The organism is Lysobacter gummosus (assembly GCF_001442805.1).
In the GTDB taxonomy this organism is placed as follows: Bacteria; Pseudomonadota; Gammaproteobacteria; order Xanthomonadales; family Xanthomonadaceae; genus Lysobacter; species Lysobacter gummosus.
In genome coordinates this window covers 1608636-1635228 of record NZ_CP011131.1, presented here as the reverse complement: position 1 = coordinate 1635228, position 26593 = coordinate 1608636, and the positions used below count along the sequence as shown (strand labels likewise).

20 protein-coding genes are annotated in these 26593 nt (G+C 67.5%); 12 read left to right on the top strand and 8 right to left on the bottom strand.

Going from position 1 to position 26593, the window contains the following annotated elements; translation table 11 throughout:
• Positions 1-138: 138 nt before the first annotated feature.
• Positions 139-1386 (top strand): polyhydroxyalkanoate depolymerase, encoded by a 1248-nt coding sequence (locus tag LG3211_RS06695; RefSeq protein WP_057945325.1) that lies wholly within the window; start codon positions 139-141, stop codon positions 1384-1386.
• Between the two features lie 143 nt (positions 1387-1529).
• Here LG3211_RS06695 and LG3211_RS06690 read toward each other — a convergent pair whose 3' ends face one another.
• Complete coding sequence (locus LG3211_RS06690) at positions 1530-2543, bottom strand: sensor domain-containing protein (protein ID WP_237049842.1); 1014 nt, start codon at positions 2541-2543, stop codon at positions 1530-1532.
• Complete coding sequence (locus tag LG3211_RS06685; RefSeq protein WP_057942145.1) at positions 2540-2905, bottom strand: PadR family transcriptional regulator; 366 nt, start codon at positions 2903-2905, stop codon at positions 2540-2542. Before LG3211_RS06685 ends, LG3211_RS06690 begins: the two co-directional genes overlap by 4 nt.
• Before the next feature lie 267 nt (positions 2906-3172).
• Between LG3211_RS06685 and LG3211_RS06680 the strand changes: the two genes are divergently transcribed.
• Positions 3173-4126, top strand: coding sequence for a peptidylprolyl isomerase (locus LG3211_RS06680; RefSeq protein WP_057942144.1), 954 nt, complete (start codon positions 3173-3175; stop codon positions 4124-4126).
• A 355-nt stretch (positions 4127-4481) separates the two neighbouring features.
• Here LG3211_RS06680 and speG read toward each other — a convergent pair whose 3' ends face one another.
• On the bottom strand, positions 4482-5063 hold the full coding sequence (gene speG / locus LG3211_RS06675; protein ID WP_057942143.1) for a spermidine N1-acetyltransferase: 582 nt from the start codon (positions 5061-5063) through the stop codon (positions 4482-4484).
• A 105-nt stretch (positions 5064-5168) separates the two neighbouring features.
• On the opposite strand from speG, the gene LG3211_RS06670 reads away from it, so the two are divergent.
• Entirely contained in the window at positions 5169-5465 is a 297-nt protein-coding gene (locus LG3211_RS06670) for a hypothetical protein (RefSeq protein WP_057942142.1), read from the top strand.
• Positions 5466-5521: 56 nt separating this feature from the next.
• Here the strand turns inward: LG3211_RS06670 and LG3211_RS06665 are convergent, their stop codons facing one another.
• Positions 5522-6367, bottom strand: coding sequence for a DUF4349 domain-containing protein (locus tag LG3211_RS06665; protein ID WP_057942141.1), 846 nt, complete (start codon positions 6365-6367; stop codon positions 5522-5524).
• Between the two features lie 146 nt (positions 6368-6513).
• Entirely contained in the window at positions 6514-9159 is a 2646-nt protein-coding gene (locus LG3211_RS06660) for a TonB-dependent receptor (RefSeq protein ID WP_057942140.1), read from the bottom strand.
• 1132 nt (positions 9160-10291) lie between these two features.
• On the opposite strand from LG3211_RS06660, the gene LG3211_RS06650 reads away from it, so the two are divergent.
• Complete coding sequence (locus LG3211_RS06650) at positions 10292-12136, top strand: DUF885 domain-containing protein (protein WP_057945323.1); 1845 nt, start codon at positions 10292-10294, stop codon at positions 12134-12136.
• A gap of 158 nt (positions 12137-12294) precedes the next feature.
• On the opposite strand, the gene LG3211_RS06645 is transcribed toward LG3211_RS06650, so the two are convergent.
• Together LG3211_RS06645 and LG3211_RS06640 are read right to left on the bottom strand one after the other, a co-directional pair.
• On the bottom strand, positions 12295-15420 hold the full coding sequence (locus tag LG3211_RS06645; RefSeq protein ID WP_057942138.1) for an autotransporter outer membrane beta-barrel domain-containing protein: 3126 nt from the start codon (positions 15418-15420) through the stop codon (positions 12295-12297).
• A gap of 851 nt (positions 15421-16271) precedes the next feature.
• On the bottom strand, positions 16272-17357 hold the full coding sequence (locus LG3211_RS06640; protein WP_057942137.1) for a substrate-binding domain-containing protein: 1086 nt from the start codon (positions 17355-17357) through the stop codon (positions 16272-16274).
• A gap of 278 nt (positions 17358-17635) precedes the next feature.
• Here LG3211_RS06640 and LG3211_RS06635 point away from each other — a divergent pair, with 278 nt between their 5' ends.
• From LG3211_RS06635 to LG3211_RS06615, 5 genes are all read left to right on the top strand, one after another.
• On the top strand, positions 17636-18094 hold the full coding sequence (locus LG3211_RS06635; RefSeq protein WP_148648779.1) for a hypothetical protein: 459 nt from the start codon (positions 17636-17638) through the stop codon (positions 18092-18094).
• A gap of 262 nt (positions 18095-18356) precedes the next feature.
• Positions 18357-20039 carry an OFA family MFS transporter gene (locus LG3211_RS06630; protein ID WP_057942135.1) on the top strand — a complete coding sequence of 561 codons (1683 nt, stop codon included), beginning with the start codon at positions 18357-18359 and terminating at the stop codon, positions 20037-20039.
• A gap of 46 nt (positions 20040-20085) precedes the next feature.
• Entirely contained in the window at positions 20086-21012 is a 927-nt protein-coding gene (fdhD, locus tag LG3211_RS06625) for a formate dehydrogenase accessory sulfurtransferase FdhD (protein WP_057942134.1), read from the top strand.
• A complete protein-coding gene (locus LG3211_RS06620; protein WP_057942133.1) occupies positions 21009-23360 on the top strand; it encodes an FdhF/YdeP family oxidoreductase in 2352 nt (783 codons plus the stop codon). The genes fdhD and LG3211_RS06620 overlap by 4 nt, the downstream gene beginning before the upstream one ends.
• A 13-nt stretch (positions 23361-23373) precedes the next feature.
• The gene (locus tag LG3211_RS06615) at positions 23374-23598 is read left to right on the top strand and encodes a hypothetical protein (RefSeq protein WP_057945322.1); all 225 of its coding nucleotides are present in this window, start codon (positions 23374-23376) and stop codon (positions 23596-23598) included.
• A 34-nt stretch (positions 23599-23632) separates the two neighbouring features.
• Here the strand turns inward: LG3211_RS06615 and LG3211_RS06610 are convergent, their stop codons facing one another.
• Complete coding sequence (locus LG3211_RS06610; protein WP_057942132.1) at positions 23633-23983, bottom strand: GFA family protein; 351 nt, start codon at positions 23981-23983, stop codon at positions 23633-23635.
• 119 nt (positions 23984-24102) lie between these two features.
• On the opposite strand from LG3211_RS06610, the gene LG3211_RS06605 reads away from it, so the two are divergent.
• The 3 genes from LG3211_RS06605 to LG3211_RS06595 all read left to right on the top strand — a co-directional run bounded on the left by LG3211_RS06605 (position 24103) and on the right by LG3211_RS06595 (position 26501).
• Positions 24103-24525: a VOC family protein gene (locus LG3211_RS06605; RefSeq protein WP_057942131.1), complete on the top strand. Its 423-nt coding sequence runs from the start codon at positions 24103-24105 to the stop codon at positions 24523-24525.
• A 74-nt stretch (positions 24526-24599) separates the two neighbouring features.
• Positions 24600-25433 (top strand): DUF72 domain-containing protein, encoded by an 834-nt coding sequence (locus LG3211_RS06600; RefSeq protein ID WP_057945321.1) that lies wholly within the window; start codon positions 24600-24602, stop codon positions 25431-25433.
• Between the two features lie 105 nt (positions 25434-25538).
• Positions 25539-26501 carry an aldo/keto reductase gene (locus LG3211_RS06595; RefSeq protein ID WP_057942130.1) on the top strand — a complete coding sequence of 321 codons (963 nt, stop codon included), beginning with the start codon at positions 25539-25541 and terminating at the stop codon, positions 26499-26501.
• Positions 26502-26593 lie beyond the last annotated feature (92 nt).

Below are 26593 nucleotides of genomic sequence, written 5' to 3'. Positions count from 1 at the left end.
CCCTCGCCATTCACGCCAGCGCCGTCCCAATCCGCTATGCTGCGGCGCAGCAAACCGCTCGTGCCGGGGTCAGCTACTCTCCGGCGCCAGCTCTGCACCGCCACCGCTGCACACCGCCACTGAGAGTCCGACCCGATGCTGCTTTACCAAATGCACGAACTCGGCCGCGCCTGGATGGCCCCGATGACCTACTGGGCCGACGCCGGCGCGAAGATGTTCGCCGCGCCCGGCAGCTGGCTGTCCACCCTGCCCGCCGCGCCGCGTCTGGCCGCCGGCTACGAACTGCTCTACCGCATCGGCAAGGATTACGAGAAGCCCGAATTCGGCATCCACTCGGTGCAGATCGACGGCAACGCCTATCCGGTGATCGAACGCGAGATGCAGCGCAAGCCGTTCTGCCGGCTGCTGCGCTTCAAGCGCTACGCCGACGACGCGGACAACATCGCCGAACTCAAGGACGATCCGCCGGTGCTGGTGGTCGCGCCGCTGTCGGGCCACCACAGCACCTTGCTGCGCGATACGGTCAAGACGCTGCTGCGCGATCACAAGGTCTATATCACCGACTGGATCGACGCGCGCATGGTGCCCACCGAAGAGGGCGCCTTCACCCTCGACGACTATGTCGGCTACATCCAGGACTTCATCCGCCTGATCGGCGCCGACAGCCTGCACGTGATCAGCGTCTGCCAGCCGACCGTGCCGGTGCTGGCGGCGGTGTCGCTGATGGCCGCGCGCGGCGAAGCCACGCCGCGTTCGCTGGTGATGATGGGCGGGCCGATCGACACCCGCGAAAGCCCGACCAAGGTCAACGACCTGGCCGTGCACAAGCCGCTGTGGTGGTTCGAAAGCAATCTCATCCACCACGTCCCGGCCAACTTCCCCGGCCGCGGCCGCCGCGTCTATCCCGGCTTCCTGCAGCACAGCGGATTCATGGCGATGAATCCGGAGCGGCATTTCCAGTCGCACTGGGATTTCTACCAGGACCTGCTCAAGGGCGATCTGGAAGACGCCGACTCGCACCGCCGTTTCTACGACGAATACAACGCCGTGCTGGACATGCCGGCCGAGTACTACCTGGATACGATCAAGGTCGTGTTCCAGCAGCACCTGCTGCCGCGCGGCCTGTGGGACGTGGCCGGCGAGCGGGTCGATCCGGGCGCGATCAAGAACACCGCGCTGCTGACCATCGAAGGCGAGCTCGACGACATCTCCGGCCAGGGCCAGACCCGTGCCGCGCACACGCTGTGCACCGGCGTGTCGAAGGAACGCCGCGAGCACCTCACCGTCGAAGGCGCCGGCCACTACGGCATCTTCAGCGGCCGCCGCTGGCGCGAGCAGGTGTATCCGCAGGTGCGCAACTTCATCGCCAAGAACGCGGCGAAGTAACCCGCGCGTCATCGGTTCGATCGAGCAATCAGGAAAGCCCGGCCACGTGCCGGGCTTTTTTCATGCGCGGCTTATCGCCACGCGCTCAACAAAAAAAGCCGGCGCGAACGCCGGCTTTTTCGTTGCATCGCAGCTGGCCGCGATCAGTCGCGCTGCGCCCATTGCACCAGCAGATGCTTGGCCAGCTGCGCATGCGCATAGCCGATCAGGCGCGCCACATGCAGCATCACGAACAGCAGCAACACGCCGACCAGAGCGAAAACCGGCATCGCCCAGGGCTCCCAGACGCCCAGGAACGAAATGCCGTCGATCCGGACCAGGCCGTCGAACAAACCGAACAATTGCGCGAACGGCAGGAAAATCAGCGACAACGACAGCGCCAGACCGGTCACCGCGATGCTGAAGTACAGCGTACCCAGCGGCATCATCAGCAGCATGTACAGCAAGGTGCCCCAGGTGCGCGGATCGGTGAACATCTCCTTGATCCGCTCCAGCACCGGCCGGCTGCGATCGGAATACAGCGGCCGTCGCGGCATGCGCTCGCCCAGCATCACTTCGACCAGGCGCCCTTCCACCAGCGACAACACCCGCACCGAGCCCAGGAACAGGATCAGCAGCGGAATGCCGATGATCAGCACCATCAGGCCGAGCGACAGCGACACGCCGGTGGTGACCCAGGTGAAGTAGAACGTGCCGGTGGCCAGCGACAGCAGCATGTAGAACAGCGCGCCGTAGGTACGCGGTTCCAGCGCCACGCCGAAGAAGCGGCCGAGCGCCGATTTGCGCGGCGCCGGCTTCGGCGCGCGCAACGCGGTCTGCACTTTGACCTCGGTGTCGCGGTAGATGTCCGCCACCTCGTCGGGCGCGCCGTAGCTGCCGGCGACCGCGGCGATGATCTCGGCCTCGCTCTGGCCGGGGTTGTCGGCCATTTCCGAGCGCAGGTATTCCTCCGCGTCGTACAGCGCGTCCTGGATCAGCGCCGGGTCGGCGCCTTGCAGCGCTTCGCGCAGGCGCTGCAGGTATTCGGGAATCGAGCGCGGCAGGCCGGCGCCGGCAGCGGCGCCCGCATGGGCGGCGGCGGGGTCGGCGCTGGGTGCGTCGGCGCCGGACGGGTCGGCGGAGATCGGATAGTGGCTCGTGCCGGCTATGGCGTTCATGAGTTCAGCCCCTGGAGTACGGAATCGACGGAATCGCGGGTGGCGCGCCAGGCCTGCGTCCATTCGCGCAGCACGGCCAGGCCGGTCTCGGTGATGCGGTAGTAGCGGCGCGGCGGCCCGGTCACCGACGGCTCGACATAGCTGTCCAGCAGCCCGGCCGCGCCGAGATTGCGCAGCACCGGATACAGCGCGCTCTGCTTGCCGCTGAGCACGCCCTCGCCCTCGCGTTCCAGGCGTTTGGCGATCTGGTAGCCGTACATCGGCTCGCTGGCCGCGGCCAGCACCGCCAGCAACGCCAGCGATACGGTGCCGGCGCTGAGCTCCTTCTGGAACTTGCGCAACTGGCTGTCGAGTTCGATCACGGCGGCCCCCGCGGGGTGTCTGGCTAGGTTGGAGCTCAGGCTATTACGAAGTTCGGTATAGCGAATGTGCCGGTAGTCATTGGGCAGATAAAGAGTTGAGAGGAGTGAGTGGAAGGCAAGGGAGGCGAGGACTAGGGGACTGGGCCGTTACTCACTCCTCACTCCTCTCCACTCACTCCTGCTTCCAGCTACGCTTCGCCGACCCGCCGCCTTCGCGCGATGCATCCGCGGCGATTACGCTCGCCAACCCTGATCAGGAGATCGTCCATGCTTTCGATGCATCGAGCCGCGTTGCTCGCCCTCGCCCTGAGTGCCGCGGTCGCCGCGCCGGTCTTCGCGCAGACCGCCGAGCCGGCCAAGGGCCGGACCATGCAGCAGATTCTCGACGCCAGCCAGCCGTCGGACTGGCGCACGCTGGACCCGAAGAACACGATTTATCTCGAACTGGCGCGCGGCCGGGTGGTGATCGAACTGGCGCCGCAGTTCGCGCCGGCGCACGTCGCCAACATCCGCGCCCTGGCCCACAACGGCTATTGGAACGGCCTGAGCATCAACCGTTCGCAGGACAACTACGTGGTGCAGTGGGGCGATGCCAACGGCGAAGACCCGGCCAAGCGCAAACCCTTCGGCAAAGGCGTGAAGGCGAAACTGCCGGCCGAGTTCTCGCGCAAGAGCGCGGGGCTGGCGATGACGGTGTTGCCCGACCCCGACGGCTGGGCGGCGCAGGCCGGTTTCGCCGCCGGCTTCCCGGCCGCGCGCGATTCCGAGCAAGGCAACAGCTGGCTGGCGCACTGCTACGGCACCGTCGGCGCCGGCCGCGATCTGGCCGCCGATTCCAGCAACGGCACCGAGCTGTACGTGGTGATCGGGCAATCGCCGCGTCACCTGGACCTCAACATCACCACTGTCGGCCGCGTGATCAAGGGCATGGAGCTGCTGTCGACGCTGCCGCGCGGCACCGGCAACCTGGGCTTCTACGAAACCGCCGCCGAGCGCACGCCGATCCAGGCCATCCGCCTGGCCGCGGACGTGCCCAAGGCCGAGCGCGCCAATCTGGAAGTGCTGCGCACCGACACGCCGCTGTTCGCGGCGCTGGTGGAGTCCCGGCGCAATCGCCAGGACGATTTCTACAAGCGCCCGGCCGGGCACATCAACATCTGCAACGTGCCGCTGCCGGTGCGCGATCAGGTGGCTGAAAGCAAGGCGGCCAAGAAGAAGTGAGGTTGCGCCGGCGGTTGAAAGCTGAAAACCGCCTCAGCGCCCGTCCGAAGTAACTGCTTCGGGGAGCTTCGAATTTTTTTTGCTCGTCATTCCCGCGAACGCGGGAATCCAGTGACTTCAAACGTTCTCGCACAAAAGTCGCTGGATTCCCGCGTCCGCGGGAATGACGGGCCTGTTTTTTCTGGATTCCCGCGTTCGCGGGAATGACGGAACTATTTCTTGGAGACGCTGACCGCGCTCTTAGCCCCTCTCCCGCGGGAGAGGGGTTGGGGTGAGGGCACGCGAACCGACAAGCACGCCGCGGGCCCTCATCCGGCCCTTCGGCCCCCCTTCTCCCGCGCAGCGGGAGAAGGCATCAGCGACTACTACGATCGCGCCAGGCGCTGCCCTGCCCCAGCACCTGCGGCTGGAACAAACACATCCGCACCACGTCGTGATAGCGGCCGTCGCTGAAGAACTCATCGACCAGGATGCCTTCGCGCTGGAAACCGGCGTCTTCGTAGATCTGGATCGCGCGCAGATTGTCCACGTCCACCAGCAGATACAGCTTGTACAGATTCAACACCCGGAACGCGTAGCTGATCGCCAGCCGCGTCGCCGCGCGCGCATAACCGCGGCGCTGCTGTTCAGGCGAAATCATGATCAGGAATTCGGCGCGACGGTGCAGGTGGTCGATCTCGACCAGTTCCACCAGCCCCACCCGCTCCTGGCCGCCGTCCTGGACGATGAAGCGGCGCTCGGACTGGTCGTGGATGTGCTTGCGATATAGCTCTTCGAGTTCGACGAAGGACTCGTAGGGTTCTTCGAACCAGTAGCCCATCACGCTGCGGTTGTTGTTGAGCACGTGGACGAAATGCAGGTCGCCGCGTTCCAGCGGTCGCAATGTGACGCTGGGCACGGGCACCGACGTAGGGGCGGTTTCGGAGGTCGTGTTCATGCGCCTAGCCTACCGCGACGCGATTTAGACGGTGTGACGTTTCACGCGGTCTTAGCTGCGCCCTGCCTAGCCTCCAGGCTTCCCCGCGATTCCAGGTTTCCCGCCATGCCCCTGCTTCGATTGCGTATCACCGGCAACGACGACGACGCGCGTGCGATCAGCAATCTGCTGTCCAGCCTGGACGGGATCGAACACGTGGAGGAAGTCGCCGACCTGATGCCGCACATGGACGACTCCGATTCCAGTTCCGCCGGCCTGCCCGACGACGCCGGCCCCGGCGTGCACGAACTGGAAATCGACGCGCCCAACCCGTCCACCGCGAACAAAGTGCGCGAGGCGGTGGAGGCGCTGGCCTTCGACCTGGACGTGCTGGTCGAGTTCGAGTCGGAAGAAGAGCGCTGAGCGCAACGCTCGCCTGCGACCGGGCCGCGTCGCCGCGGCCCGGCTGAGCCCGCGCCTCAGCTCTTGCGGCGCGCGCGGCGGATACGGCGGATCACCACCACCAGCACGAACAACACCACTGCCACCGGCAGCAACGCGGCGAAGGCGCGGATCATGAAGGCGACCACGCCGGTCACGATGGAACCCACGTCCTTGAACGCCTGGCCGATTTCGCCCGTGTTCTCCTGCGCGCGCGTGGTCTGGAAGGTCAGCGTGACCAGCTGAGTCGAAATGCGCCGCTGTTGCTGCGCGGCTTCCTGCTCGGCCGCCTGCAACTGCGCTTCGATCTCGGCGATGCGGCCGGACAGCGTCATCACGTCGGCGATTTTCAGATCCTTGCGATCCTGGAATTCGAGCAATCGCGCATGCTCCTTGCGCAGACGATCCTGGCGCAGGCTGTTGTCGCGCACGGCGGTCGCCAGATCCTCGGCCTGGATGCTGCGCTCGGCGATCTGTTCGCCCTTGCTGGCCAGCCCGATCAGCTTGTCCACGCCGTCGGGCACGATCCGCACCTGTACGGTCGCCGACGGATCGTCGCCGCCGCTCTGGCTCATGCCCAATACCGCGCAGGCGCCGAACTTGCCGCTGTTGCAGGCGGCCTGCACCTCGCTGGCCCGGGCCGCGATGCGCTCGCCGGGCATGCGGATACGGATCTGATGTTCGTAGGCCAGCAGCACGCCCAGGTCGGCCTTCGCGCCGCCGCCGGCGTCGGAGCCAGAACCGGGTTTGACTGTTAGATAGGACTCCGTCGTCTTCACCGAGGTCTCGGCGGGCGACTCATAGGCGTGCTTGGCGCAGCCGGCGAGCATCGCTGTGGCCAGCAGCAACGTGCCCAGCCGGTTCGCGATCGTATTCGTATCCATGGGCGTTCTCTCCAGCCGTCAGTGGCCGCTAGCACTATGCCACCGGCCGGCGCGGCGGACAGCCTTCGTCCACCGCGCGCGATGACTGGATCAACGCGGGCCGCGCGCCAACGGGGTTGGCGCCGGCCCGCGTTCGCGGCGGCCGATCAGAACTTGTGCTTGAACCCCACGCTGACGAACCGCCCCAGCGCGTCGTACTGGCTGATGTCGTAGGGCAGCGCGCCGCCGGCCGGATCGAACGGCGGATCCTTGTCGGCCAGGTTCTGCACCGAAACGTACAAGGTCGTATCGCGCAGGCCCTCATAGCCCAGGTACAGATCGAACTGGTGGTGGTCGTCTACCTTGTCGCTCAGGCCCGGGTTGCTACGCGCATCGACTACCTGCTGCTTGTAGCCGCCGATGTAACGCCACGACAGCTGCGCGTTCCAGTCGCCGCGCGCATAGGCCAGCGAGGTGATGCCGCGCCACTTCGGCAACGCGCCGAAGCGGTTGCCGCCGGCGCCTTCCAGCGCGCCCTGGCCGGCGACCTGCGGCTGCTCGTAGCTCAGCAGGCGGGTCCAGGTGCCGTCCAAGGTCCACGACGAATCGCCGGCGTGCCAGACCTTGCGGCCTTCGATATCGAAGCCGGTCGTGGTCAGGGTGCCCTGGTTGGCGTAGCGGTTCTCGACCAGTTGCAGACGGCCCTGCGCATCGCGGGTGATGCGGCCGGGATTGCTCTGCGGGTTCGACACCACGAACTGCACGTTGTCCGGCGCGATCAGATCGTCCTGGCGGATGCGGTACAGATCGATGCCCAGGCTGGTGTCGGCGTCGGGCGCCCACAGCACGCCCAGGTTGACGTTGCTGGAACGCTCGGCCTTCAGGTCCTTGTTGCCGGCGCGCAGGATGGTGACGCCGCGCGAGGCGCCCGGCTGCACCGGATCGAAGGGATCGATCACCGAGCCGTAGCTGATGGTGGTGCTCTGCGCGATCTCCGGCAGCGACGGCGCGCGGAAACCGCGCGAGGCGTTCAAGCGCAGCAGCCAGTCGTCGCTGACCTGCCAGCGAATGCCGAGCTTGGGCGAGAACGCACTGCCGAAGTCGCTGTAGTGATCGCCGCGGCCGGCCAGCTGCACTTCCACCTGTTCCCACGGCTTGAGGCTGAATTCGAAGAACGCCGCGGCGACGCGGCGGTCGCCGTCGATCAGATTGATCGCCGGACGCAGTTCGGTGCCGGACAACACCTGCGGGCTGGTGCGCGCGTCCTGGGCCTCGTCGCGGAACTCCACGCCGGCGGCGACGCCGACATCGCCCGCGCGCCATTGCCACGGGAAGCCGGAAATCTTCCCGCTCAGCGTGCTCAGGCGATAGGTGCCCGGACGGCGCGTGGACAAGCGCAGCGCTTCGAGCGCGCCCGGCGTGCGCGAGGGATTGAGGAAATCGTAACTGCCGTCGCGCAGCACCTGCTCGAACGCATAGCGATTGAGGAAGTTGCGCACGTACTCGTGCTGCTGGCTTTCCGAATGGCTGCCGGCGACTTCCCAATCCCACACCTCGCCCTTGCCGCGCAGGCCGAACAGGATGCGCGAGAACTCGGACTTGTTGATCTTGTAGCGCGCGCCCAGGTCGAGGAAGGAATACTCGAATGGGGTCGGCACGGCGTTGGGATTGTTCGGATGGCCGATCGGCAGCACCGCCGGAATATCGACCAGGCGGCCGGTGCTGCGATCGTAAGCGCGCAGGCCCGCGCCGACCGTCATCGGCGCGCTGAAATAGGTGCCGTTGTGGCTGGTGCTGTAGAGAATCTCCGCGAAGCCCTGGACCTTGTCGTTGAACCAGACATCGCCCGCGACCATCGCCTGATAGCGTTCGACATCGGGAATCAGCGTGCGATACGGCTGGGTGTTGAAGGCGCAGGCGTTGCCCGGCAGCGGGCTGCCGAAGTCGCTGTACGGACGCGACTGCGTGCCCGGCTGGCAGGGAAAAGCGACTGGCGCGCGCGGATTGCTCAGGAACGCACCGCCCTGGGTAGACCAGCCGGCCAGACGTCCGCCGGGCTGATCGCGGTAATCGCCGTCGCGGGTCAGATCGCGCTCATCGGCGTTGAGCTGGCCGCGCTTGAACACGTCCAGGCTGAAACGCAGGCTGTAGCCGTCCTTGCCCGGATCGCCGTGACCGGCGCGCAGGCCGATGCTGTGCTGGTCCAGGCCGCCTTCGGTGGCCGCGCCATAAGACGCATCGAGTTCGATGCCTTCGATCTTGCGGCGCAGGATCAGATTGACCACGCCGGCGATCGCATCGGAACCGTACAGCGCCGACGCGCCGTCCTTGAGGATTTCCACGCGTTCGATCGCGCCCAGCGGCAGCGCGTTGAGATCGACGAAGTTGTCCTGGGTGTTCTGCGCGAAGCCGTACGAAGCCACGCGATAACCGTTGACCAGCACCAACGTGTTCTTCTGGCTCAGGCCGCGCAGCGACACGCCGGCCGAACCATTGGCGAAGCTGCCGGTGTATTGCTCGTTGAAGCTGTTGCCGCTGTTGACGGTAAGGCTGCGCAGCAGATCCGACACGGTGACCTTGCCGCTCTTCTCGATCTGCACGCGATCGATCACCAGCACCGGATTCACCCCGGCCTCATCGCTGCGCTTGAGGTTGGTGCCGGTGACCTGCACCGCATCGAGCGTGACGCCCGGCTCGGCGGACGCGGCGGCGGCTTCCTCGGCTTGCGCCAGCGGCGCGGCGATGGCGATGGACAAGGCCAGGGCGAGACGTCGATAACGCACGCGGCTACGGGTAAGAGAAACGAGACACATGGATAAGTCCTGCAAGGCGTGGGAAAGGGAAAGCGAAGAAGAGCGCCCGTCGCGGACGGCGCGCGGCCGCCGGCGCTGCGCAAGCGCAGCGCTGTCACGAGAGAGGGGAGAGAAAGACGCGGGACGGCGATGCCGTAAGCCGCGCGCCGGTCCGCGCCGGACGAAGAAGGCGGCAGGTTCAGCCCGTCAGGGCATCACCCGCCTCATACAAGCGTGAGGATGGCGCATGCACGGCGCGCGCCAGGGGCCGGTTGGGCCGGACAGGATCGATAAGGAATAAGCGGCAGCGGACATAGACGAAGACCAGGAGGAACGGACGAAGTGCGTTGCGGTTCGCAGCGGTGGGCGCTCAGCGGCAACACATGCCCATGCGGCGATCGACCGGGATTCGGCGGACGGCGGTGGGCGGATTCGTCGGGGTCACTCGGTTCACGGCGGTGTCGTTCGGTCTATGCGGAGGAGATCGGCCGCGCGCTGCGGCGATGGACTTATGTTGCATCGCGATAAAGCGATGTCAACGCGGTCTGGCTGCGATAAAGACGCTGTTTCGGCGTTCCGGCGCGGCGGACGGAAGCGGCCGGCGGCAAGCCGGCGCCGTCCTGTTCAGCCGCGATGCCCATGCGGCAAGGCGATCGCGGCGTATCGCAGGTTCGCCGGCCCCGCTGCGCGCCGCCGCAAACCGCGGCGCCCGAATATGAGCCCATTACCGATCGTCATGTGGCGGCGACGCACGGGAACGGCGAAATCCGACACCGGGCACGGCAATTGCGCGGATTCGCCATGCGGCGTCCGGCCATGCCGAAGCGGTCGCGTAGCGGGGTCGAATCGCCGTCGCGCGGCTTCGCGCAAGGCCGGTTGCCGGTCCAGGCCCGCATCGTCCGCCTGCACCGGAGCTAATCCGGATTTGCCCGCTCGGTCGGCTGCCTTTGCATCGAAAATGCAGCCCGCGCGAATCGTCCGCGTCGATCGCCCGCATCGGCGAGCGCCGCGACGCGCACACGCAATCCGCATTCGCTTGCGGCCATCGCATCCAGGCGATCGTCGCCCGACCAATGACCCATGCGGGCGCGACAGGCTTGGCATATCCTCCGCGCAACCCGGCCGCGGCCACCCCACCCCACCGAGAATGGATATGCGCCCGTTGCGCCCTACGCAGCTCGCTGCCTTGCTTAGTCCCACCCTGATCGCGCTGGCCCTGGCCGGCTGCGGTTCGCACGACCCCGCCACGCCTTCGCCGCGCAGCGCGTCCGCGCACGCGGCCGCCGCCGGCACCGCCGATCCGGCGGTCGATGCCGCCTTCGCCGCGCTGTCCAAGCGCTGGCTCGACGGCGTCATGCAGATCAATCCCATCGCCGCGAGCCAGATCGGCGATCACCGCTTCGACGGCGAGATCGATGACCTCAGCGCCGCCGGCCGCCAACGCCAGATCGACTTCAACACCAAGCTGCTCGGCGAACTCGACGCCATCGACGCGACCCGGCTGTCGCGCGAGAACCAGGTCGATGCGCTGGTCCTGCGCAACCGCCTGCGCTCGGACGTATGGACGATCCAGACCCTGCAAAGCTGGGCCTGGGATCCGCTGGTCTACAGCGGCCTGGCCGGCGACGCGCTGTACAACCTGATGGCGCGCGAATACGCGCCGATGCCGCAGCGGCTGAAGTCGGCGACCGCGCGCATGGAGAAGATCCCGCAGATCTTCGCCCAGGCCCGCGCCAACCTCGATCCGGCCCGGGTTCCGAAAATCCATGCCGAGACCGTGGCCAAGCAGAACGCCGGCGTGCTCAGCCTGATCGACACCTTCATCGCGCCCAACGCCGGCCAGCTCAATGGCGCCGACCGCAAGCGCCTGGACGCCGCCGTCGCCGGCCTGCGCAAGGCCGTGGCCGAACAGCAGGAGTGGCTGGACAAGACCCTGGTGCCGAACGCGAAGGGCAACTTCCGCATCGGCCAGACCCTGTACGACGAAAAGCTGAAGTTCTCGCTCAATTCATCGCTGTCGCGCGCGCAGATCATGCAGCGCGCGCAAGCCGAGCTGATCCGCGTACGCGGCGAGATGTACGCGATCGCGCAGAAGGAACTCAAGGACAAGCCCGGCGCGCCGGCGCTGCCCGACAAGCCCACGCCCGAGCAGCAGCAAAAGGCGATCGAAGCGGCGCTGGAACTGGCTTACGCCGACAAGCCGCCGCGCGACAAGATCGTCGATTTCGCCAAGCAGACCCTGAGCGATGCGACCGCCTTCACCCGCGCGAAGAATCTGGTGACCGTGCCCGACGCGCCGGTCAAGGTGATCCTGATGCCGGAATTCCAGCGCGGCGTGGCGCTGGCGTATTGCGATTCGCCCGGCCCGCTCGACAAGGACCTGGACACGTATTACGCGATCTCGCCGATCCCGGACGACTGGAGCGGCGAACAGGTCGATTCCTTCCTGCGCGAATACAACACGCGCATGGTGCACCTGCTGTCGATCCACGAAGCGATGCCGGGCCACTACCTGGAAGGCGCGCATTCGGCCAAGGCGCCCTCGACCCTGCGCGCGGTGCTGCGCTCGGGCGTGTTCGCGGAAGGCTGGGCGGTCTACACCGAAGATCTGATGGCCGACTCGGGTTATCTCGACAACGATCCGCTGTTCCGCCTGGTGCAGTTGAAGTTCTACCTGCGCACGCTCGGCAACGCGATCCTGGATCAGGGCGTGCAGGTCGAGGACTGGAGCCGCGAGCAGGCCATGGACTTCATGACCAAGCAGACCTTCCAGCAGGAACGCGAAGCCGCCGGCAAGTGGGTGCGCGCGCAGCTGACTTCGGCGCAGCTGCCGACGTATTTCGTCGGCGCGCAGGAGCATTTCGACATGCGCAAGGCGGTGCAGGCGCAGTTGGGGGCGAAGTTCGACCTGAAGACCTACCACGACCAGGTGCTGTCGTACGGCGCGCCGCCGGTGCGCTTCGTGCGCGAGTTGATGTTGGACGAACCGATCCGCTGACGATCCGCCGATCGGCGCTCCAGGCCGAATCCAGCTGCGGCGGCGCGGGGTCGTCCCGCGCCGCCATCCGGATTCGCGCAGCGCCTTGGAACAGGCCCAGCGCCTGGTTCGACGACGCCCGCGGCGAGTTACCGCGGGCGTCGGCTCGAGCCGCTCGCTCAGCGCCCGTCTTCGCCGCCACCGGAGCCGGCTTGCGCGGCGCCCTCATGGCCAGCGGCGTCGGTCGCGTCGTGCGGCGACGTCGCCGGCATCGCAATGGTCCGCGCCGCGCCCGGCGAATAGGACAACAGCAAGCCGAAGGTCGAGGCCGCATCCTGCCCGCTGGCGTGCTGACGGCGCAGCAACAGCGACAGGCGCCACGCCGCGGACAGGTCCAGGTCCATACCGCCGCCATAGGTGAAGGAACGATCGCCGTAACTGCGCAAGCCCAGCACGTAATCGTTCGCCGACGCACGTTGCACGTAGTTCAACGCGACGTCGCTGCGATCGTTGGAACCGTCGCGATACTCCAGCATCCAGTACGGATGCCAGCTGGCGCCGGTCGCGTACTGACCCTCCAGGCCCAGCGCCAGGCCCCTGTCGCGCAGCGTCTGCGCACCGTAACGCAGATCCAGATCGTCCAGGCCGCGCTCGGCATAGGCGCGCAGGCGCGTGCGGTTGACGTCGATGCGGCCGTAGCCGGTCAGATGCAGCTTGTCGCCGGCGTATTCGTAACCGGTGGTCAGCGCGCCGAAGGCCTGGCGGCCGTCGCGCTCGCCGCGAGCGGCGGCCGCGGCGGCGGAGTTCCATCGCTCGGTGTCGAAATTCAACCGGCCCAGGCCGAAGTTGCCGTCGACGAACCACTGGCCGCCGCGCCACAAGCCATACAGCGCCAGCGAACGCTGCTTGCCCTTGAGCCTGGAGCGCGGACCGTCCAGATCGGTGTCGTTCCAGCCGAAACCGGCGGCAAGGCCCAGCACCAGCGCATCGCCGCCGCGCCAATCGGCGCCGAAGGTCACACCGTCGCTGCGGAAATCGAAGCCGCGGCTGCCGCCGCGCGCATCGCGCCCGCCGGCGACGATCGTGCCCGCGCTCCACAGGCCCCAGCCTTGCGCCATCTCCGGCGCGAACGCCGCGGCGCGTTCCCGGTCGGGCGCCAGCCTCAGGCCCTGACTGGCGCGGCCGTCGCCGCGCAGGCTGAAAGCGAGCGAATGGCTGGAACGATTGTCCGCGGCATGGCGCAACTGGCGCAGGCGATCGTTGAGATTGGTCTGCTGCGCGGCGAGGAAGCGCGTGCTGGCATCGATCTGCGCCTGTAAGCCGCCGACCACGCCGGCATCGCGGGTCGGATCGGGACGATCGGCCACCACCAGGGCGATGCTCACGGTCGCGGCGAGGTAGCCGCCGCTCGCGGCCTGGGTCGCGGTCAAGGTGGTGATGCCGGTGCCGACCAGGGTGACGCGGCGGCCGCTGACGGTGGCCACGCCGGGGTCGGCGCTGGCGAAGCCGAACGCGCCGGCGCTATTGCTGCGCGGGTCCGGCAGGTCGAAGCCGCCTTCGGACAATTGCTTGCGCAGATCCTCGATCCAGGTCAGCGAAGGCGCGATCGCGCCGAGCATCACGCTCAATTGCGCTTGCGGCGCGGCCTCAAAGCCGTTGCCGCCGGCCTGATCGGCGCTCAGCGTGCACAGGCCGATCGCGCGCATGCTGACGGTGTTGCCGCTGACCGTGCACACCGCCGGCGTGAGGCTGGCGAATATCAGCCGATTGCCCGAAGCCCCGCCCACGGCGGACACGGTGAAGGTGCCGCCGGCGGCGAACACCGGCGCGACGGGGTCGGTGAGGAACTGGCTGATGCTCTGCGTGCCGCTGCGATTGACCAGCATCGAATAAGCGCGGCTGCCGCTGATGCCGTTGCTCGAAGTGGCCTGCACGCTGAAATCGAAACGGCCGGCGACGCTCGGCGTGCCGCTCAATTCGCCGGCCGCCGACAGGGCCAATCCATCCGGCAAGGCGCCCGATGCCAGCGCGAAGGCGTACGGCGCGATCGCGCCGTCGCTGCTGGACGCGGTCAGGGTCTGCGCGAAGGCGACGCCCTGGGTGGCATCGGACAGGCTGGCCGGATCGATCGAGACCGTGCCGGCGGATACATTCCGGCATTGCAGCGCCAGGTTGGCGACATCGGCGCCGACGGCGCTGCCGCTGGCCGGGGTCACGCCGCATTGCTGGCCGGCGGGAGTGGCGGCGATGCTGAGCGTCCAGTTCGCCCCGGCCGGCACCGGATTGGGAAAGGCGAAGCTAGCCGCCCCCTGGGCCACGGTCACTTGCTGCGTGGCGGTGGGGTTGGTGGTGTCCAGCCGCAGGGTGACCGCGCCGCTCTGCCCGCTGGCGCTGCCGCTGAAAGCGAAGGTCGGCTGGGTGTAGCAGATCAGGGCCGAACCGTCGCCGGCGTGCACGCCGTTGCGCAGCACGGGCGAGGTCAGGCCGCCGCCGTCGGAGGTGCCGCCCGCGCCACCGCCGCCGCCGCCGTTGCCGTCGAGGACCGCGCAATCGAACGAACCCATGCCGCCGCCACCGCCGCCGCCGCCGCCGCCCATGCTGGCGCCACCGCCGCCGCCACCGCCGCCGCCGGCCATGACCGGCGCGCCTGGCGCGGGGGGCGAAGTGCCGCCCACGCCCGTGTCCGAGCCGGCGCTCGGTCCGACCGCGACATTATTGCAACCCATGCCGGGCTGGCCCCCAAACCCCACTCTCCCGCCCTCTCCGCCCAATGGCCCCGGCGGGTTGGGAGTATCGACGGTGGCGGCACCGGCTCCTCCCGCGCCGCCGCCGCCGGCGCCACCGACGCCACCGTCAACAAAATTCACACCGTTGTTCCACCCCATAGAACCGGCCCCGCCGCCGCCGCCGGCGATGGCCACGCGATTGCCGCCCAGGAGCAAATCCGTAGCGCCGCCGCCGTTGTTGCCAAAATCGGCTCCCCCATTACCGATCCCGCCATTCACGGCTCCGCGGCTGTCTTCACCGCCGACCCGCACGGTGATCGCATCGCCCGGCGCGACCGCCAGGACGCCCTCCACCTGTCCGCCCAGTCCGCCCGATACACTGGTGCTTCCGCCTTGCGAGCCGTTCAAAAAGACCCGGATCGAACTGACCCCGGCAGGCACCGTCAGCGTCTGATTCGCGACGTCGCCGAAACCGGCGATGTAATTGAAGTTCACCGCGGTCTCGCCCGCGGCGCAGCTTTGCGCCCGGGCCGGCGCGCTTGTGCCGAGTCCGCCGAGCGCGAGCGCGGCGGCGAACATGGCGGCCCATGCACGCGTTCGTGGCGCGCTCGCGCCAGCGCGTTTCCCGGCCCGCGCGCGCAAGCGCGCCCGAGCGTTAGTCGTAACAGTCATCGATGATCCCCCTGAAGTGTTCCGATGTGCGCCATCGCCCGCGTCCGTGCGAAGAGCGGAGGCGAGTAGCGCGCTGCGAACGTCCGCATGCGCTTGCGCCCATGCCGGATTCGGCAACGTTATCGAAACCGGACAGCGAATACGCTCGATGCAAGCGCGAGCGCGCGACAAATCAGACGAGTCTGATGCGCTTGACGGCGATGGACCGTCGCGAAAAATTCCGCGCTGTCGCTGATCTCAACGCCGCGCCGACACTCATCGTGCATTTTCGTCAGCGCATCGCATTGGGTTTGACATGTTTTTTGCAGATTAGGAACGAGACAGGTGCGCTGTCTCGACACTGATGCAGTATCGACGACGCCGTAATCGCACCCGACACCGACCAGATCGGCGGCGCGGCAGAAGATCGTCCGCGAACCATCGAAGCACCGCCGGCATGACGATGCGCTTGGACCTTGTGTGCGTCCTGTCCGGTCGCGCGCCGGTCGGCGGCCAGTGAGGCCCGCTGGCGATTTCATCCGCGACGAGCAGGAAATCGGCCAGCGGCGAACACGCAAGCCGAATCGTGTTTTCGAACGGCTCCGGTGCCGAAGACGCTGCGGTGCAGGAACTCCGAGCCCTGCGTGCGTTCGCCTGCACTCACGGCACCGGCTTCGTGTTCGCGCCCAGTGTGGCAGTCGTGGATATGCGAGCGAGCCCCGCTCCAGAATGAACTATCGAGCCGATGCCGATGCCAATGCCGAAACCGGACCGCAGGATCAGGCGAACACCGCGCGCGCCGACGGAAACGCCTCGAACAAATCCTGCACCGTGCCGCAGCGACCGGCGTCGTAGCCCGGCAGCAAACCCAACTCGTGGCGGAAGCGCTCGCTGTGCAGGATCGCCATCACCTCGGCCAGGGCCGGCGCGGTCAAGGTCTGTTCGCGCACCAGGAAGAAGTAATGCTCCGAAGCGATCGGCAGGAATTCCAGGCCGTAGCGCCGCGCCGGCGTTTCCAGGCCGAAGCCGGCGTCGGCCATGCCGCTGGCGACGTAGGCCGCGACCGCGGCGTGGGTGAGTTCGTCGATGCCGCAGCCGCGTACATCACGGATCGAATGGCCCTGCTTGGCCAGCATGCGCTCCAGCAGCAGGCGCGCGCCCGAGCCGTGTTGGCGATGGATGAAGCGCACGTCCTCGCGCAGCAGATCGGCCAGCGTGCGGATGCGCTTGGGATTTCCGGGCGCGACGATCAGGCCGATCCGCCGCGTCGCCAGATGCAGGGCGCGGTCGCCGGCTGGATCGATGCGATCGGCGTAGTGGCTGAGGATGTCGCGTTCGAATTCGCCGATCGGCAGATGCACTCCGGCCAGATCGCAATCGCCCGAGCGCAGCGCCGCCAGCGCCTCACCGGGGCTGCGGTATTTCAGGTCCACCGCGACGTCGGCCTCATCGAGAAACCGCCGCAATGTCTCCACCGCGAATCCGTGCGCCGCATGCAACCGCGGCGGCGCCGCCTGGGCGCTGAGCACGCGGCCGAGTTCGACTTCGACCTCCGAGGCCAGACTGTCCAGGGTCGGCGCCAGGCGCGCGGCGATGCGCTGGTCGGCCCACACCAGGCTTTCGCCGAGCGCGGTGAGCGTGGCGCCGCGTCCGCGGGTCATGCGCAGCAACGGCGCGCCGAACAACGAACGCGAGGATTGCAACAATCCCCAGGCATAGCGATAGGACAGGTCCAGATCGCGGCACGCCGCCGCCAGCGACCCGGTCGCGTGCACGCCCAGCAGCAGATCGATCAGCTTGGGCGGCAGCGGCCGGCCGTCGGCGGCGTGCAGGGTCCACTTGGGTTGGATCAATACTTTGAACATGTCCGCTCCGCGCGGTGAGAGCGCTCGCGCGCGGTTGCGATCGCTTTGCGGTGCGCATCGACACATTGAACTGAGACCTGTTGCAGCGAACGGCGATGTCGCGGTTGGAAATGAAACCGGTTGCAGGCAGATTCGATCGGACGCACGCAAACCTTTCGCGACCGCTGCGGTCGCGCATGGGTTCGACCGTCCATCGCCGCGGACGCATGCATCGGCATCGTGCGATCGTCGATGCGTTCCGCCGATCCGGCTACGACAACGGCAAGGACTCCCCGCCCATGAGTGTTTTTCTCCAAGCATCGCCGGGGCGCGCGCTGAGCGCGCTCGCCGCAACGGCGCTGCTGCTGGCGTGCGGCGCCGCGGCCGCGCGCGAAAGCCGCGCGGACATCCGCATCGTGCGCATCGACGCGGCGCAGATGCACGGCGCCTACGACGACGCCGACCCGAGTCAGGCCAGCCTGGCCCGGGCGTGCAAAGCCTGGACGCTGCGGCCGCAGCAGGCGGTTCAATTCTTTCGCCTGGCCAAGCAATACCCGCAAGGCCGCGGCGACGATTTCTATTGGCTGCCGTGTTCGATCAAGGGCCAGCTGATCGCCAGCGACGGCGTGTGGGATTTCGAGATCGACGCGGCCGCCACCGGCCGCTGGCGCCGCGGCGACAGCGTGCGCCAGTGGGGCTGTCGCGATCGCCGCTGCAAGGCGCTGGTGCTGTTGATGCCCGACGACGGCGCGCCCTGAGCCGGGCCGGCATCGGGGTCGCGCGGGTGGCCGCATCGTCTTCATCGCCGTCCTCGTTTGCGGGAGCCGCCGCGCCCGGGCCTGGGCTCAGCACAGTGGCAACAATAGGCTATCGATAGCCGATTATTAGACTACCCGAGGATATACGCCAACCCATAGCTACGTTAGCCTCGCTGAGCGCCTCAGGACTGACCCCCCTTTATGTCCTGAAAAACCTATTTCGTACGAATCCGCAGTCCGTAGCATCGGGAGGGGTCCAAGCATGTCCAGTGAGAGCGCGGTGCTCGCAGCACCGCAGTCGGCCGCCGAAGGGTTGTTGTCGAAAGAACGCATCGTCGCCAAGCCGGGGTTCAACCGCTGGCTGGTCCCGCCGGCGGCGCTGGCGATCCATCTTTGTATCGGCATGGCCTACGGCTTCAGCGTGTTCTGGCTGCCGCTGTCGAAGGCCGTCGGCATCGCGCAAGCGATCGACTGCCCGAAAGAGATGGGCCTGTTCGCGCGCATGTTCGCCACCGGCTGCGACTGGAAAGTCAGCGAGCTGAGCTGGATGTACACCCTGTTCTTCGTGCTGCTGGGTTGCTCGGCGGCGATCTGGGGCGGCTGGCTGGAACGCGCCGGCCCGCGCAAGGCCGGCGTGGTCTCGGCGCTGTGCTGGTGCGGCGGCCTGGTGATCTCCGCGATCGGGGTGAAGACGCATCAAATATGGATGCTGTGGCTGGGCTCGGGCGTGATCGGCGGCGTCGGCCTGGGACTGGGCTACATCTCGCCGGTATCGACTCTGATCAAATGGTTTCCCGACCGCCGCGGCATGGCCACCGGCATGGCGATCATGGGCTTCGGCGGCGGCGCGCTGATCGGCAGCCCGCTCGCCGACATGTTGATGAAGCACTACGCCAGCGCGACCTCGGTCGGCGTGTTCGAAACCTTCCTGACCATGGCCGCGGTGTATTTCGTGTTCATGATGGCCGGCGCGTTCGGCTACCGCATTCCGCCCAGCGGCTGGAAACCGGCCGGCTGGACGCCGCCGGCGGCGAACACCAACGCGATGATCACCCAGCAGCACGTGCACGTGAAAAAAGTCTGGGGCATCCCGCAGTTCTGGCTGTTGTGGGGCGTGCTGTGCCTCAACGTCTCCGCCGGCATCGGCGTGATCGGCATGGCCTCGCCGATGCTGCAGGAAGTGTTCGGCGGCAAGCTGATCGGCGTGGACGGCGGCATCAAGAGTCTGGATGCGACCCAACTGGGCCTGATCGCCACCATCGCCGCCGGCTTCACCGGCCTGCTCAGCCTGTTCAACATCGGCGGACGTTTCTTCTGGGCGTCCACCTCCGATTACATCGGCCGCAAGATGACCTACGTGGTGTTCTTCGTGCTCGGCTTCGCCCTGTACGCGGCGGCGCCGTCGGCCGGCTCGTCCGGCAGCATCGCGGTGTTCGTGGCGATCTTCTGCGTGATCCTGTCGATGTACGGCGGCGGCTTCGCCACCATCCCGGCCTATCTGGCGGACATGTTCGGCACCCAGATGGTCGGCGCCATCCACGGCCGCCTGCTTACCGCCTGGGCCACCGCCGGCATCCTCGGCCCGGTGGTGGTCACCTACATGCGCGACTACCAGCTGGGCCTGGGCCTGCCGCCTTCGCAGGTCTACAACACCACCATGTATATCCTGGCCGGGATGCTGGTGCTGGGCCTGCTGTGCAACCTGATGGTGCGTCCGGTCGCGCAGAAGCATTTCATGACGCCGGAAGAACTGGCGCGCGAAAAAGCCCTCGCCCACGAGAAGACCGGCAGCAACGGCGAAGCGCTGTACACGCCGGAACAGATGGCGCTGGTCGGCCACGGCGGCAATCCGGCCCTGGTGCTGGGCGCCTGGGTCGCCATCGGAATCCCGATGGCCTGGGGCGTGTGGGTGACTTTGCAGAAGGCCTTCGTGCTGTTCCATTGAGGCCCGCGGCCGGACGGCTCCACGGCCGTCCGGCCACCGAATCGATATGAATACTCAGCGACCATTGCCCGGCAGCGAACGCCACGCCGAACCCGAAGCCGATCGCGCCGGCACGGTGCGGCGCACGGTGCGCCGACGGCGCGGCGCGAACGTGCGCGAGGCGCTGGACGTGATCGCCGCCGAAGTGCCGGTCGCGCTGATCTACAACGACACGCCGTTCGCGGTGATGATGGCCACGCCCGAGGATCTGCCCGATTTCGCCCTGGGCTTTTCCCTCAGCGAAGGCATCGTCGCCCGTGCCGGCGAATTGCGCGTGGAAGAAATCGCCACCTCGCTGGAAGGCATCAGCCTGCGCCTGCGCGTTCCCGACGAACGCGCCGCCGCGCTCGAACAACGCCGGCGCAATCTGCAGGGCCGCAGCGGCTGCGGCGTGTGCGGCACGGAAAGCATCGAGGCGGTGCTGCGCCCGCCGCCGCGCGTGGGCGACAGCGCGCCGGTGCGCGCGCGTGCGCTGCAACGCGCCCTGCGCGAGCTGCGCCAGCGCCAACCGCTCAACGCGCTGACCGGCGCCACCCACGCCGCCGGCTGGGCCGACGCCCACGGCCGCGTGCTGCTGGTGCGCGAGGACGTCGGCCGCCACAACGCCCTGGATAAGCTGATCGGCGCGATGTCCGCCGCCGGCATCGATCCGCTGCGCGGCTTCGCCGTGGTCACCAGCCGCGCCAGCTACGAGATGGCGATGAAAGCAGCGCAGGCCGGCATCGCGCTGCTGGCCGCGATCTCGGCACCGACCGCGCTGGCGATCGCGCTGGCCCAGGCCGCGCACCTGACCCTGATCGGCTTCGCCCGCGACGACGGCCACGCCGTCTACACCCATGCGCAGCGTCTGCTCGAAAGCGACGGGCTCGAAGACGCCGCGCAACTCTCACGCGAACGCGACGCAGATCGCGACGCCACGGAATCGAACTCATGAGCAAGAAAACCATCCGCCCCTACGACGGCCCCGCCGGCGGCTGGGGCGCGCTGCGCAGCGTCGCCACCCATCTGCTGGAGCAGGACGTGCCGGTGCTCGGCGCGCGCACCCTGTTGTCGGCGAACCAGCCCGACGGCTTCGACTGCCCCGGCTGCGCCTGGCCCGATCGCGATCACACCTCCACCTTCGAGTTCTGCGAAAACGGCGCCAAGGCCGTCGCCGCCGAAGCCACCCGCCATCGCGCCACGCCGGAGCTGTTCGCCAAGCACACCCTCGCCGAGCTGGCCCGCTACAGCGATCACTGGCTGGAGAACCAGGGCCGGCTGACCCATCCGATGCGCTGGGACCCGGCCAGCGACCGCTATCTGCCGATCACCTGGGACGAAGCCTTCACCCGCATCGGCGCGCATTTGAACGCGCTGGCCTCGCCCGATCAGGCACTGTTCTACACCTCGGGCCGCTGCAGCAACGAAGCGGCGTTCCTGTACCAACTGTTCGTGCGCGAGTTCGGCACGAACAACTTTCCCGATTGCTCGAACATGTGCCACGAGCCTTCCGGCACCGCCATGAAGGCGCAGATCGGCATCGGCAAGGGCACGGTGCAGTTGCGCGATTTCGAACTGGCCGATGCGATCTTCATCTTCGGCCAGAACCCCGGCACCAACCATCCGCGCATGCTCGGCGAATTGCGCCAGGCCTCCAAGCGCGGCGCGGCGATCGTCTCGTTCAACCCGCTGCGCGAGCGCGGGCTGGAGAAATTCGCCGACCCGCAGGACAAGCTGGAGATGCTGCACAACGGCTCGACCCGCATTTCCTCGGATTATTTCCAGTTGCGCATCGGCGGCGATCTGGCCGCGCTCAAGGGCATGATCAAGCGCACCCTGGAGCTGGATGCGCTGGCGCAGGCGGAAGGCCGCGCGCGTGTGATCGATATCGATTTCATCGCCGAACACACGCGCGGCTTCGATGCGTTCGCGAGTGAGGTGGCGACCGAATCGTGGGACACCATCGTCGCCGAGTCGGGCCTGTCGCGCGCCGAACTCGAACGCGCCGGCGATATCTACGCCCGCGCCGACCGGGTGATCTGCTGCTGGGGCATGGGCATCACCCAGCACAAGCATTCGGTGGCGACGATCCAGATGATCCTCAACCTGATGCTGCTGCGCGGCAATATCGGCCGCCCTGGCGCCGGCCCCTGCCCGGTGCGCGGACACAGCAACGTGCAGGGCGACCGCACGATGGGCATCTACGAAAAACCCTCGCCCGCGTTCCTGGACCGGCTGCGCGAGGTGTTCGGTTTCGAACCGCCGCGCGAACACGGCCACGACACCGTCGGCGCGATCGAAGCCATGCTCGACGGCCGCTGCAAGACCTTCTTCGGCCTGGGCGGCAACTTCGCCACCGCCACGCCCGACACCGAGGCCACCCATCGCGCGCTGCGCCGCTGCGACCTGACCGTGCACGTGACCACCAAGCTCAACCGCAGCCATCTGGTGCACGGCCGCGACGCCTACATCCTGCCCTGCCTGGGCCGCACCGAAATCGACATCCAGGACACCGGCCCGCAAGGCGTCACGGTCGAGGATTCGATGAGCATGGTCCACCTGTCGGCCGGCATCAACGCGCCGGCCGATCCGATGCTGTTGTCGGAACCGGCGATCGTCGCGCGCCTGGCCCACGCCACCCTGGGCGCGCGCAGCAAGGTGCCATGGCTATGGTTGATCGGCGATTACGACCGCATCCGCGACAAGATCGAGCAAGTGTTCGACGATTTCTACGACTTCAACCAGCGCCTGCGCGTGCCCGGCGGTTTCCATCTGACCAATTCGGCCAGCGAGCGGCGCTGGCTCAATCCCGAAGGCAAGGCGCTGTTCAAGCCGCACGCGGTGCCGACCGACCTGCCCGTGCACCGCGCCCGCGCCAGCCACTCGCAACCGGTGTTCACGCTGGCGACCACGCGTTCGCACGATCAATACAACACCACCATCTACGGCATGAACGATCGCTACCGCGGCGTGTTCGGCGAGCGCCGGGTGTTGTTCATCAACGCGCAGGATATCGCCGCGTTGCGGATGAGCGCGGGCGACTGGGTGGACTTGGAAAGCCTGTGCGACGACGGCGTCAAGCGCGTCGCCAAGCGCTTCATGCTGGTCGAGTACAACATCCCGCGTGGCTGCCTGGCCGCGTACTACCCGGAAACCAATTCCCTGGTGCCGCTGTCGAGCTTCGCCGACGAAGCGCGCACGCCGACTTCGAAATCGATTCCGGTGATCGTGTATCCGCACGCGCCGCAGCCGGCGCAGGGTTTGCAGTCGGCCAGAGACATCGGCCTTGTCCGAGTTGACTGAGCCGCTGCTGGCGATGCTGGCCGGCGAAGCCGGCGGCGTCTCGCTGCCGCGCCTGTGCAAACGGCTGGGCGTGCGCATGAGCGTACTGCTGCGCGAGTTGGCCTGGATCGGCGAAGACGCGATCGGCGATCATCCCGCGCCGGGCTGGGTGCGGGTCGAAGCGCATGGCGAGAGCAGCGTGGCGGTCCTGACCGAACGCGGACGCGAGCGTCTGCGCACCGGCGAGATCCCGAACTAAGTCAGCGCCGTCCGGTGCGAGAGCGGCGCGAGGCTCAGAACGAACGCCCGTCGATCGGCACGATCTTCAGCGATGTCAGATCCACCCCGTCCAGGCAGCGCACGTTGATCGCCGTCATCGGCGTACCGTCGGGCATCGACGCTTCGCTGTACGGCGCGATGCCGCAGTTGCGGCAGAAGTGGTGATCGATCGAATGCTTGTTGAAGCGATACGTGCCCACCTCGGCCGGATCGCTCTTCAGGCTGAAGGCCGCGCGCGGCACGAACCAGAGCAGGCCGCCGCGGCGCTGGCACATCGAACAATTGCAGTCGATCGTCTGATCGATCTGGCCCTCGACTTCATACGCGACCTTGCCGCAGTGGCAACTGCCGGTGTAAGTGGCCATGCGCGCGCACCCGTCCCTATGAAGACGCGAGAATAACGTTGCCGCGCTATCCTCGTCGCCTGACAAACGTCACCCGTCGCCGCGACAACCGCCAATCCGCCGTCTCAGGAGCCTGTCTCATGGATCCCATCGCCGGAAGCACCATCATCCCGTCCCTGCGCTACCGCAACGCACCCGCCGCGATCGAATGGCTGTGCCGCGCCTTCGGTTTCGAGAAACACGCGGTCTACCAGGACGGCGAGATCGTCCACCATGCCCAGCTGACCTACGGCCCGGGCATGATCATGCTCGGTTCGGTCGTCGACGGCGATAACGAGTGGAGCAAGCGCATCGTCCAACCCGATGAGATCGGAGGGCGCGAAACTCAGGCCTGCTCGGTCGTCGTCAGCGACGCCGACGAGCACTACGCCCGCGCCCGCGCGGCCGGCGCGCAGATCGTGGTCGAAGTCGCCGACCAGGACTACGGCGGACGCGCCTACACCTGCCGCGACATCGAAGGCCGCCTGTGGTGGTTCGGCACCTACAATCCCTGGAACCTATGAACCGCAAATCGAGCAAGTCCGATCATCCCTCCGCCGGCGGCGATCTGTTCGCCGCCGCGACCAGGCCCGCGGCCGTGGATCCGCTCGCCGGCAACAACGGCGTGGCGCCCATCGACGGCATCCGCAGCGGCATCGGCGGCTGGACCTTCGTGCCGTGGCGCGACAACTTCTATCCCAAAGGCCTGGTGCAGCGGCGCGAGCTGGAATACGCCAGCCGCCAGCTCAGCAGCATCGAGATCAACGGCACCTTCTACAGCGCACAGAAGCCGGCGACCTACGCCAAATGGGCCGCGGACACGCCGGAACATTTCATGTTCTCGCTCAAGGCGCCCGGCCGCATCACCCAGGCCGGCGCGCTGGCCAAGGCGAATTCGGGCGCGAAGGCCTTCATCGACGGCGGCCTGGGCGAGTTCGGCGAACGGCTCGGGCCGATCCTATGGCAGCTGGCGCCCAGCCGCCGCTTCGATGCCGACGATCTGGCGCCGTTCCTCGACGCCCTGCCGCGCACGCTCAACGGCCGCGCGCTCAAGCACGTGCTGGAAGTGCGCCACGCGAGCTTTCTCGATCCAGCTTATCTGCAACTGGCGCGCGAGCGTCGCATCGCCACGGTGTTCACCGATTCCGACGAATACCCGTCGCTGGCCGATGTCACCGGCGATTTCGTCTACGCGCGGCTGATGCGCGCGCGCGCCGACATCGCCACCGGTTATCCCGAGGACGAGCTCGACGCCTGGGCGCGGCGCGCGCAGGCCTGGGCGCGAGGCGAGGACAATCCGGAGCTGCCGCATGTCGGCGCGCCGCTGGCCAAGGCCGCGCCACGCGAGGTGTTCGTGTATTTCATCAGCGCGGCGAAGGAGCGCAATCCGGCGGCGTCGATGCGGCTGCTGGAGATGATCGGGGCGCGTTAACGCGGCCGTGGACGCGTTGCCGGCGCTTGAGCGCGGCGCCGGGATGCGCGAGGCTGCGCATCGAAGCCGTACCGAACCGCATCGATTCCAACGCGAGTCATCGTCATGGCCAGTCGTCGCGAATTCCTCAGTTCCACCGCCGTGGTCGCCACCGGCCTCGCCCTCGCGCCCTTGAGCGCATGCAGCGGCGAAACGCCGTCGGCGGCACCGGCCGCCGAGCGGCCGGATACGCCGTTCTCCGGCGTGCTGATCAAACGCAAGATTCCCGCGACCGGCGAACTGATCCCGGTTATCGGCCTGGGCACCTCGGGCAATTTCGAAATCGGCGACGACTTAGCTGCGCGCGAACCGCTGCGCGAGGTGCTCAAGCGTTTCGTCGATGCCGGCGCGCGTGTGGTCGATACCGCGCCGACCTATTCCAGCGCCGAGGACGTGCTCGGCGAACTGGTCGCGCAGGCCAAACTGCGCGATCGCCTGTTCCTGGCGACCAAACTGTCCGGCGTCAGCGGCCGCGCCGAAGGGCTGGCGCAGTTCCAGCGCTCGTTGCAGCGCCTGCGCACCGATCGCATCGACCTGCTGCAGGTGCATAACCTGCGCGATACCCCCACGCAGCTGGCCTTGGCGCGCGAACTCAAGCAGCAGGGCAAGGTGCGGCTGGTCGGCCTCACCCATTACCTGGAAAGCGCGCACGCGCAGTTGGCGCAGGACATGCGCGCGCTCAAGCCGGACTTCATCCAGATCAATTATTCGGTGATATCGCGCGGCGCGGAGCGGACGGTCCTGCCGCTGGCGGGCGAGCTCGGCATCGCGGTGATGATCAACCGCGCCTTCGAAGACGGCCGTCTGTTCGCCCAGGTCAAGGGCAAACCGCTGCCGGCGTGGGCGAGCGAGGTCGGCGCCGATTCGTGGGCGCAGTTGTTCCTGAAGTTCGTGCTCAGCCAGCCGGCGGTGACGGTGGTGATTCCGGCTACGGCCAAGCCCAGGAATCAGACCGACAATCTCAAGGCGGGGGTTGGGGCGATGTTGGATGCTGCGCAACGTGAGGCGTTGATTGCTGCCGTAGGTTGAGGTGTTGCGTAGCTCTCAAACCGTCATTCCCGCGAACGCGGGAATCCAGTGTCTTTGACGCAACCTGCACGGAAGTCGCTGGATGTTCGGCT

What these genes read in the sequence shown, in the direction of transcription:
- LG3211_RS06690 (WP_237049842.1), bottom strand. Translation starts at nt 2,543, where the DNA reads ATGAACGCCATAGCCGGCACGAGCCACTATCCGATCTCCGCCGACCCG.
- LG3211_RS06680 (WP_057942144.1), top strand. Translation starts at nt 3,173, where the DNA reads ATGCTTTCGATGCATCGAGCCGCGTTGCTCGCCCTCGCCCTGAGTGCC.
- speG (WP_057942143.1), bottom strand. Translation starts at nt 5,063, where the DNA reads ATGAACACGACCTCCGAAACCGCCCCTACGTCGGTGCCCGTGCCCAGC.
- LG3211_RS06670 (WP_057942142.1), top strand. Translation starts at nt 5,169, where the DNA reads ATGCCCCTGCTTCGATTGCGTATCACCGGCAACGACGACGACGCGCGT.
- LG3211_RS06665 (WP_057942141.1), bottom strand. Translation starts at nt 6,367, where the DNA reads ATGGATACGAATACGATCGCGAACCGGCTGGGCACGTTGCTGCTGGCC.
- LG3211_RS06660 (WP_057942140.1), bottom strand. Translation starts at nt 9,159, where the DNA reads ATGTGTCTCGTTTCTCTTACCCGTAGCCGCGTGCGTTATCGACGTCTC.
- LG3211_RS06650 (WP_057945323.1), top strand. Translation starts at nt 10,292, where the DNA reads ATGCGCCCGTTGCGCCCTACGCAGCTCGCTGCCTTGCTTAGTCCCACC.
- LG3211_RS06645 (WP_057942138.1), bottom strand. Translation starts at nt 15,420, where the DNA reads ATGTTCGCCGCCGCGCTCGCGCTCGGCGGACTCGGCACAAGCGCGCCG.
- LG3211_RS06640 (WP_057942137.1), bottom strand. Translation starts at nt 17,357, where the DNA reads ATGTTCAAAGTATTGATCCAACCCAAGTGGACCCTGCACGCCGCCGAC.
- LG3211_RS06635 (WP_148648779.1), top strand. Translation starts at nt 17,636, where the DNA reads ATGAGTGTTTTTCTCCAAGCATCGCCGGGGCGCGCGCTGAGCGCGCTC.
- LG3211_RS06630 (WP_057942135.1), top strand. Translation starts at nt 18,357, where the DNA reads ATGTCCAGTGAGAGCGCGGTGCTCGCAGCACCGCAGTCGGCCGCCGAA.
- fdhD (WP_057942134.1), top strand. Translation starts at nt 20,086, where the DNA reads ATGAATACTCAGCGACCATTGCCCGGCAGCGAACGCCACGCCGAACCC.
- LG3211_RS06620 (WP_057942133.1), top strand. Translation starts at nt 21,009, where the DNA reads ATGAGCAAGAAAACCATCCGCCCCTACGACGGCCCCGCCGGCGGCTGG.
- LG3211_RS06615 (WP_057945322.1), top strand. Translation starts at nt 23,374, where the DNA reads ATGCTGGCCGGCGAAGCCGGCGGCGTCTCGCTGCCGCGCCTGTGCAAA.
- LG3211_RS06610 (WP_057942132.1), bottom strand. Translation starts at nt 23,983, where the DNA reads ATGGCCACTTACACCGGCAGTTGCCACTGCGGCAAGGTCGCGTATGAA.
- LG3211_RS06605 (WP_057942131.1), top strand. Translation starts at nt 24,103, where the DNA reads ATGGATCCCATCGCCGGAAGCACCATCATCCCGTCCCTGCGCTACCGC.
- LG3211_RS06595 (WP_057942130.1), top strand. Translation starts at nt 25,539, where the DNA reads ATGGCCAGTCGTCGCGAATTCCTCAGTTCCACCGCCGTGGTCGCCACC.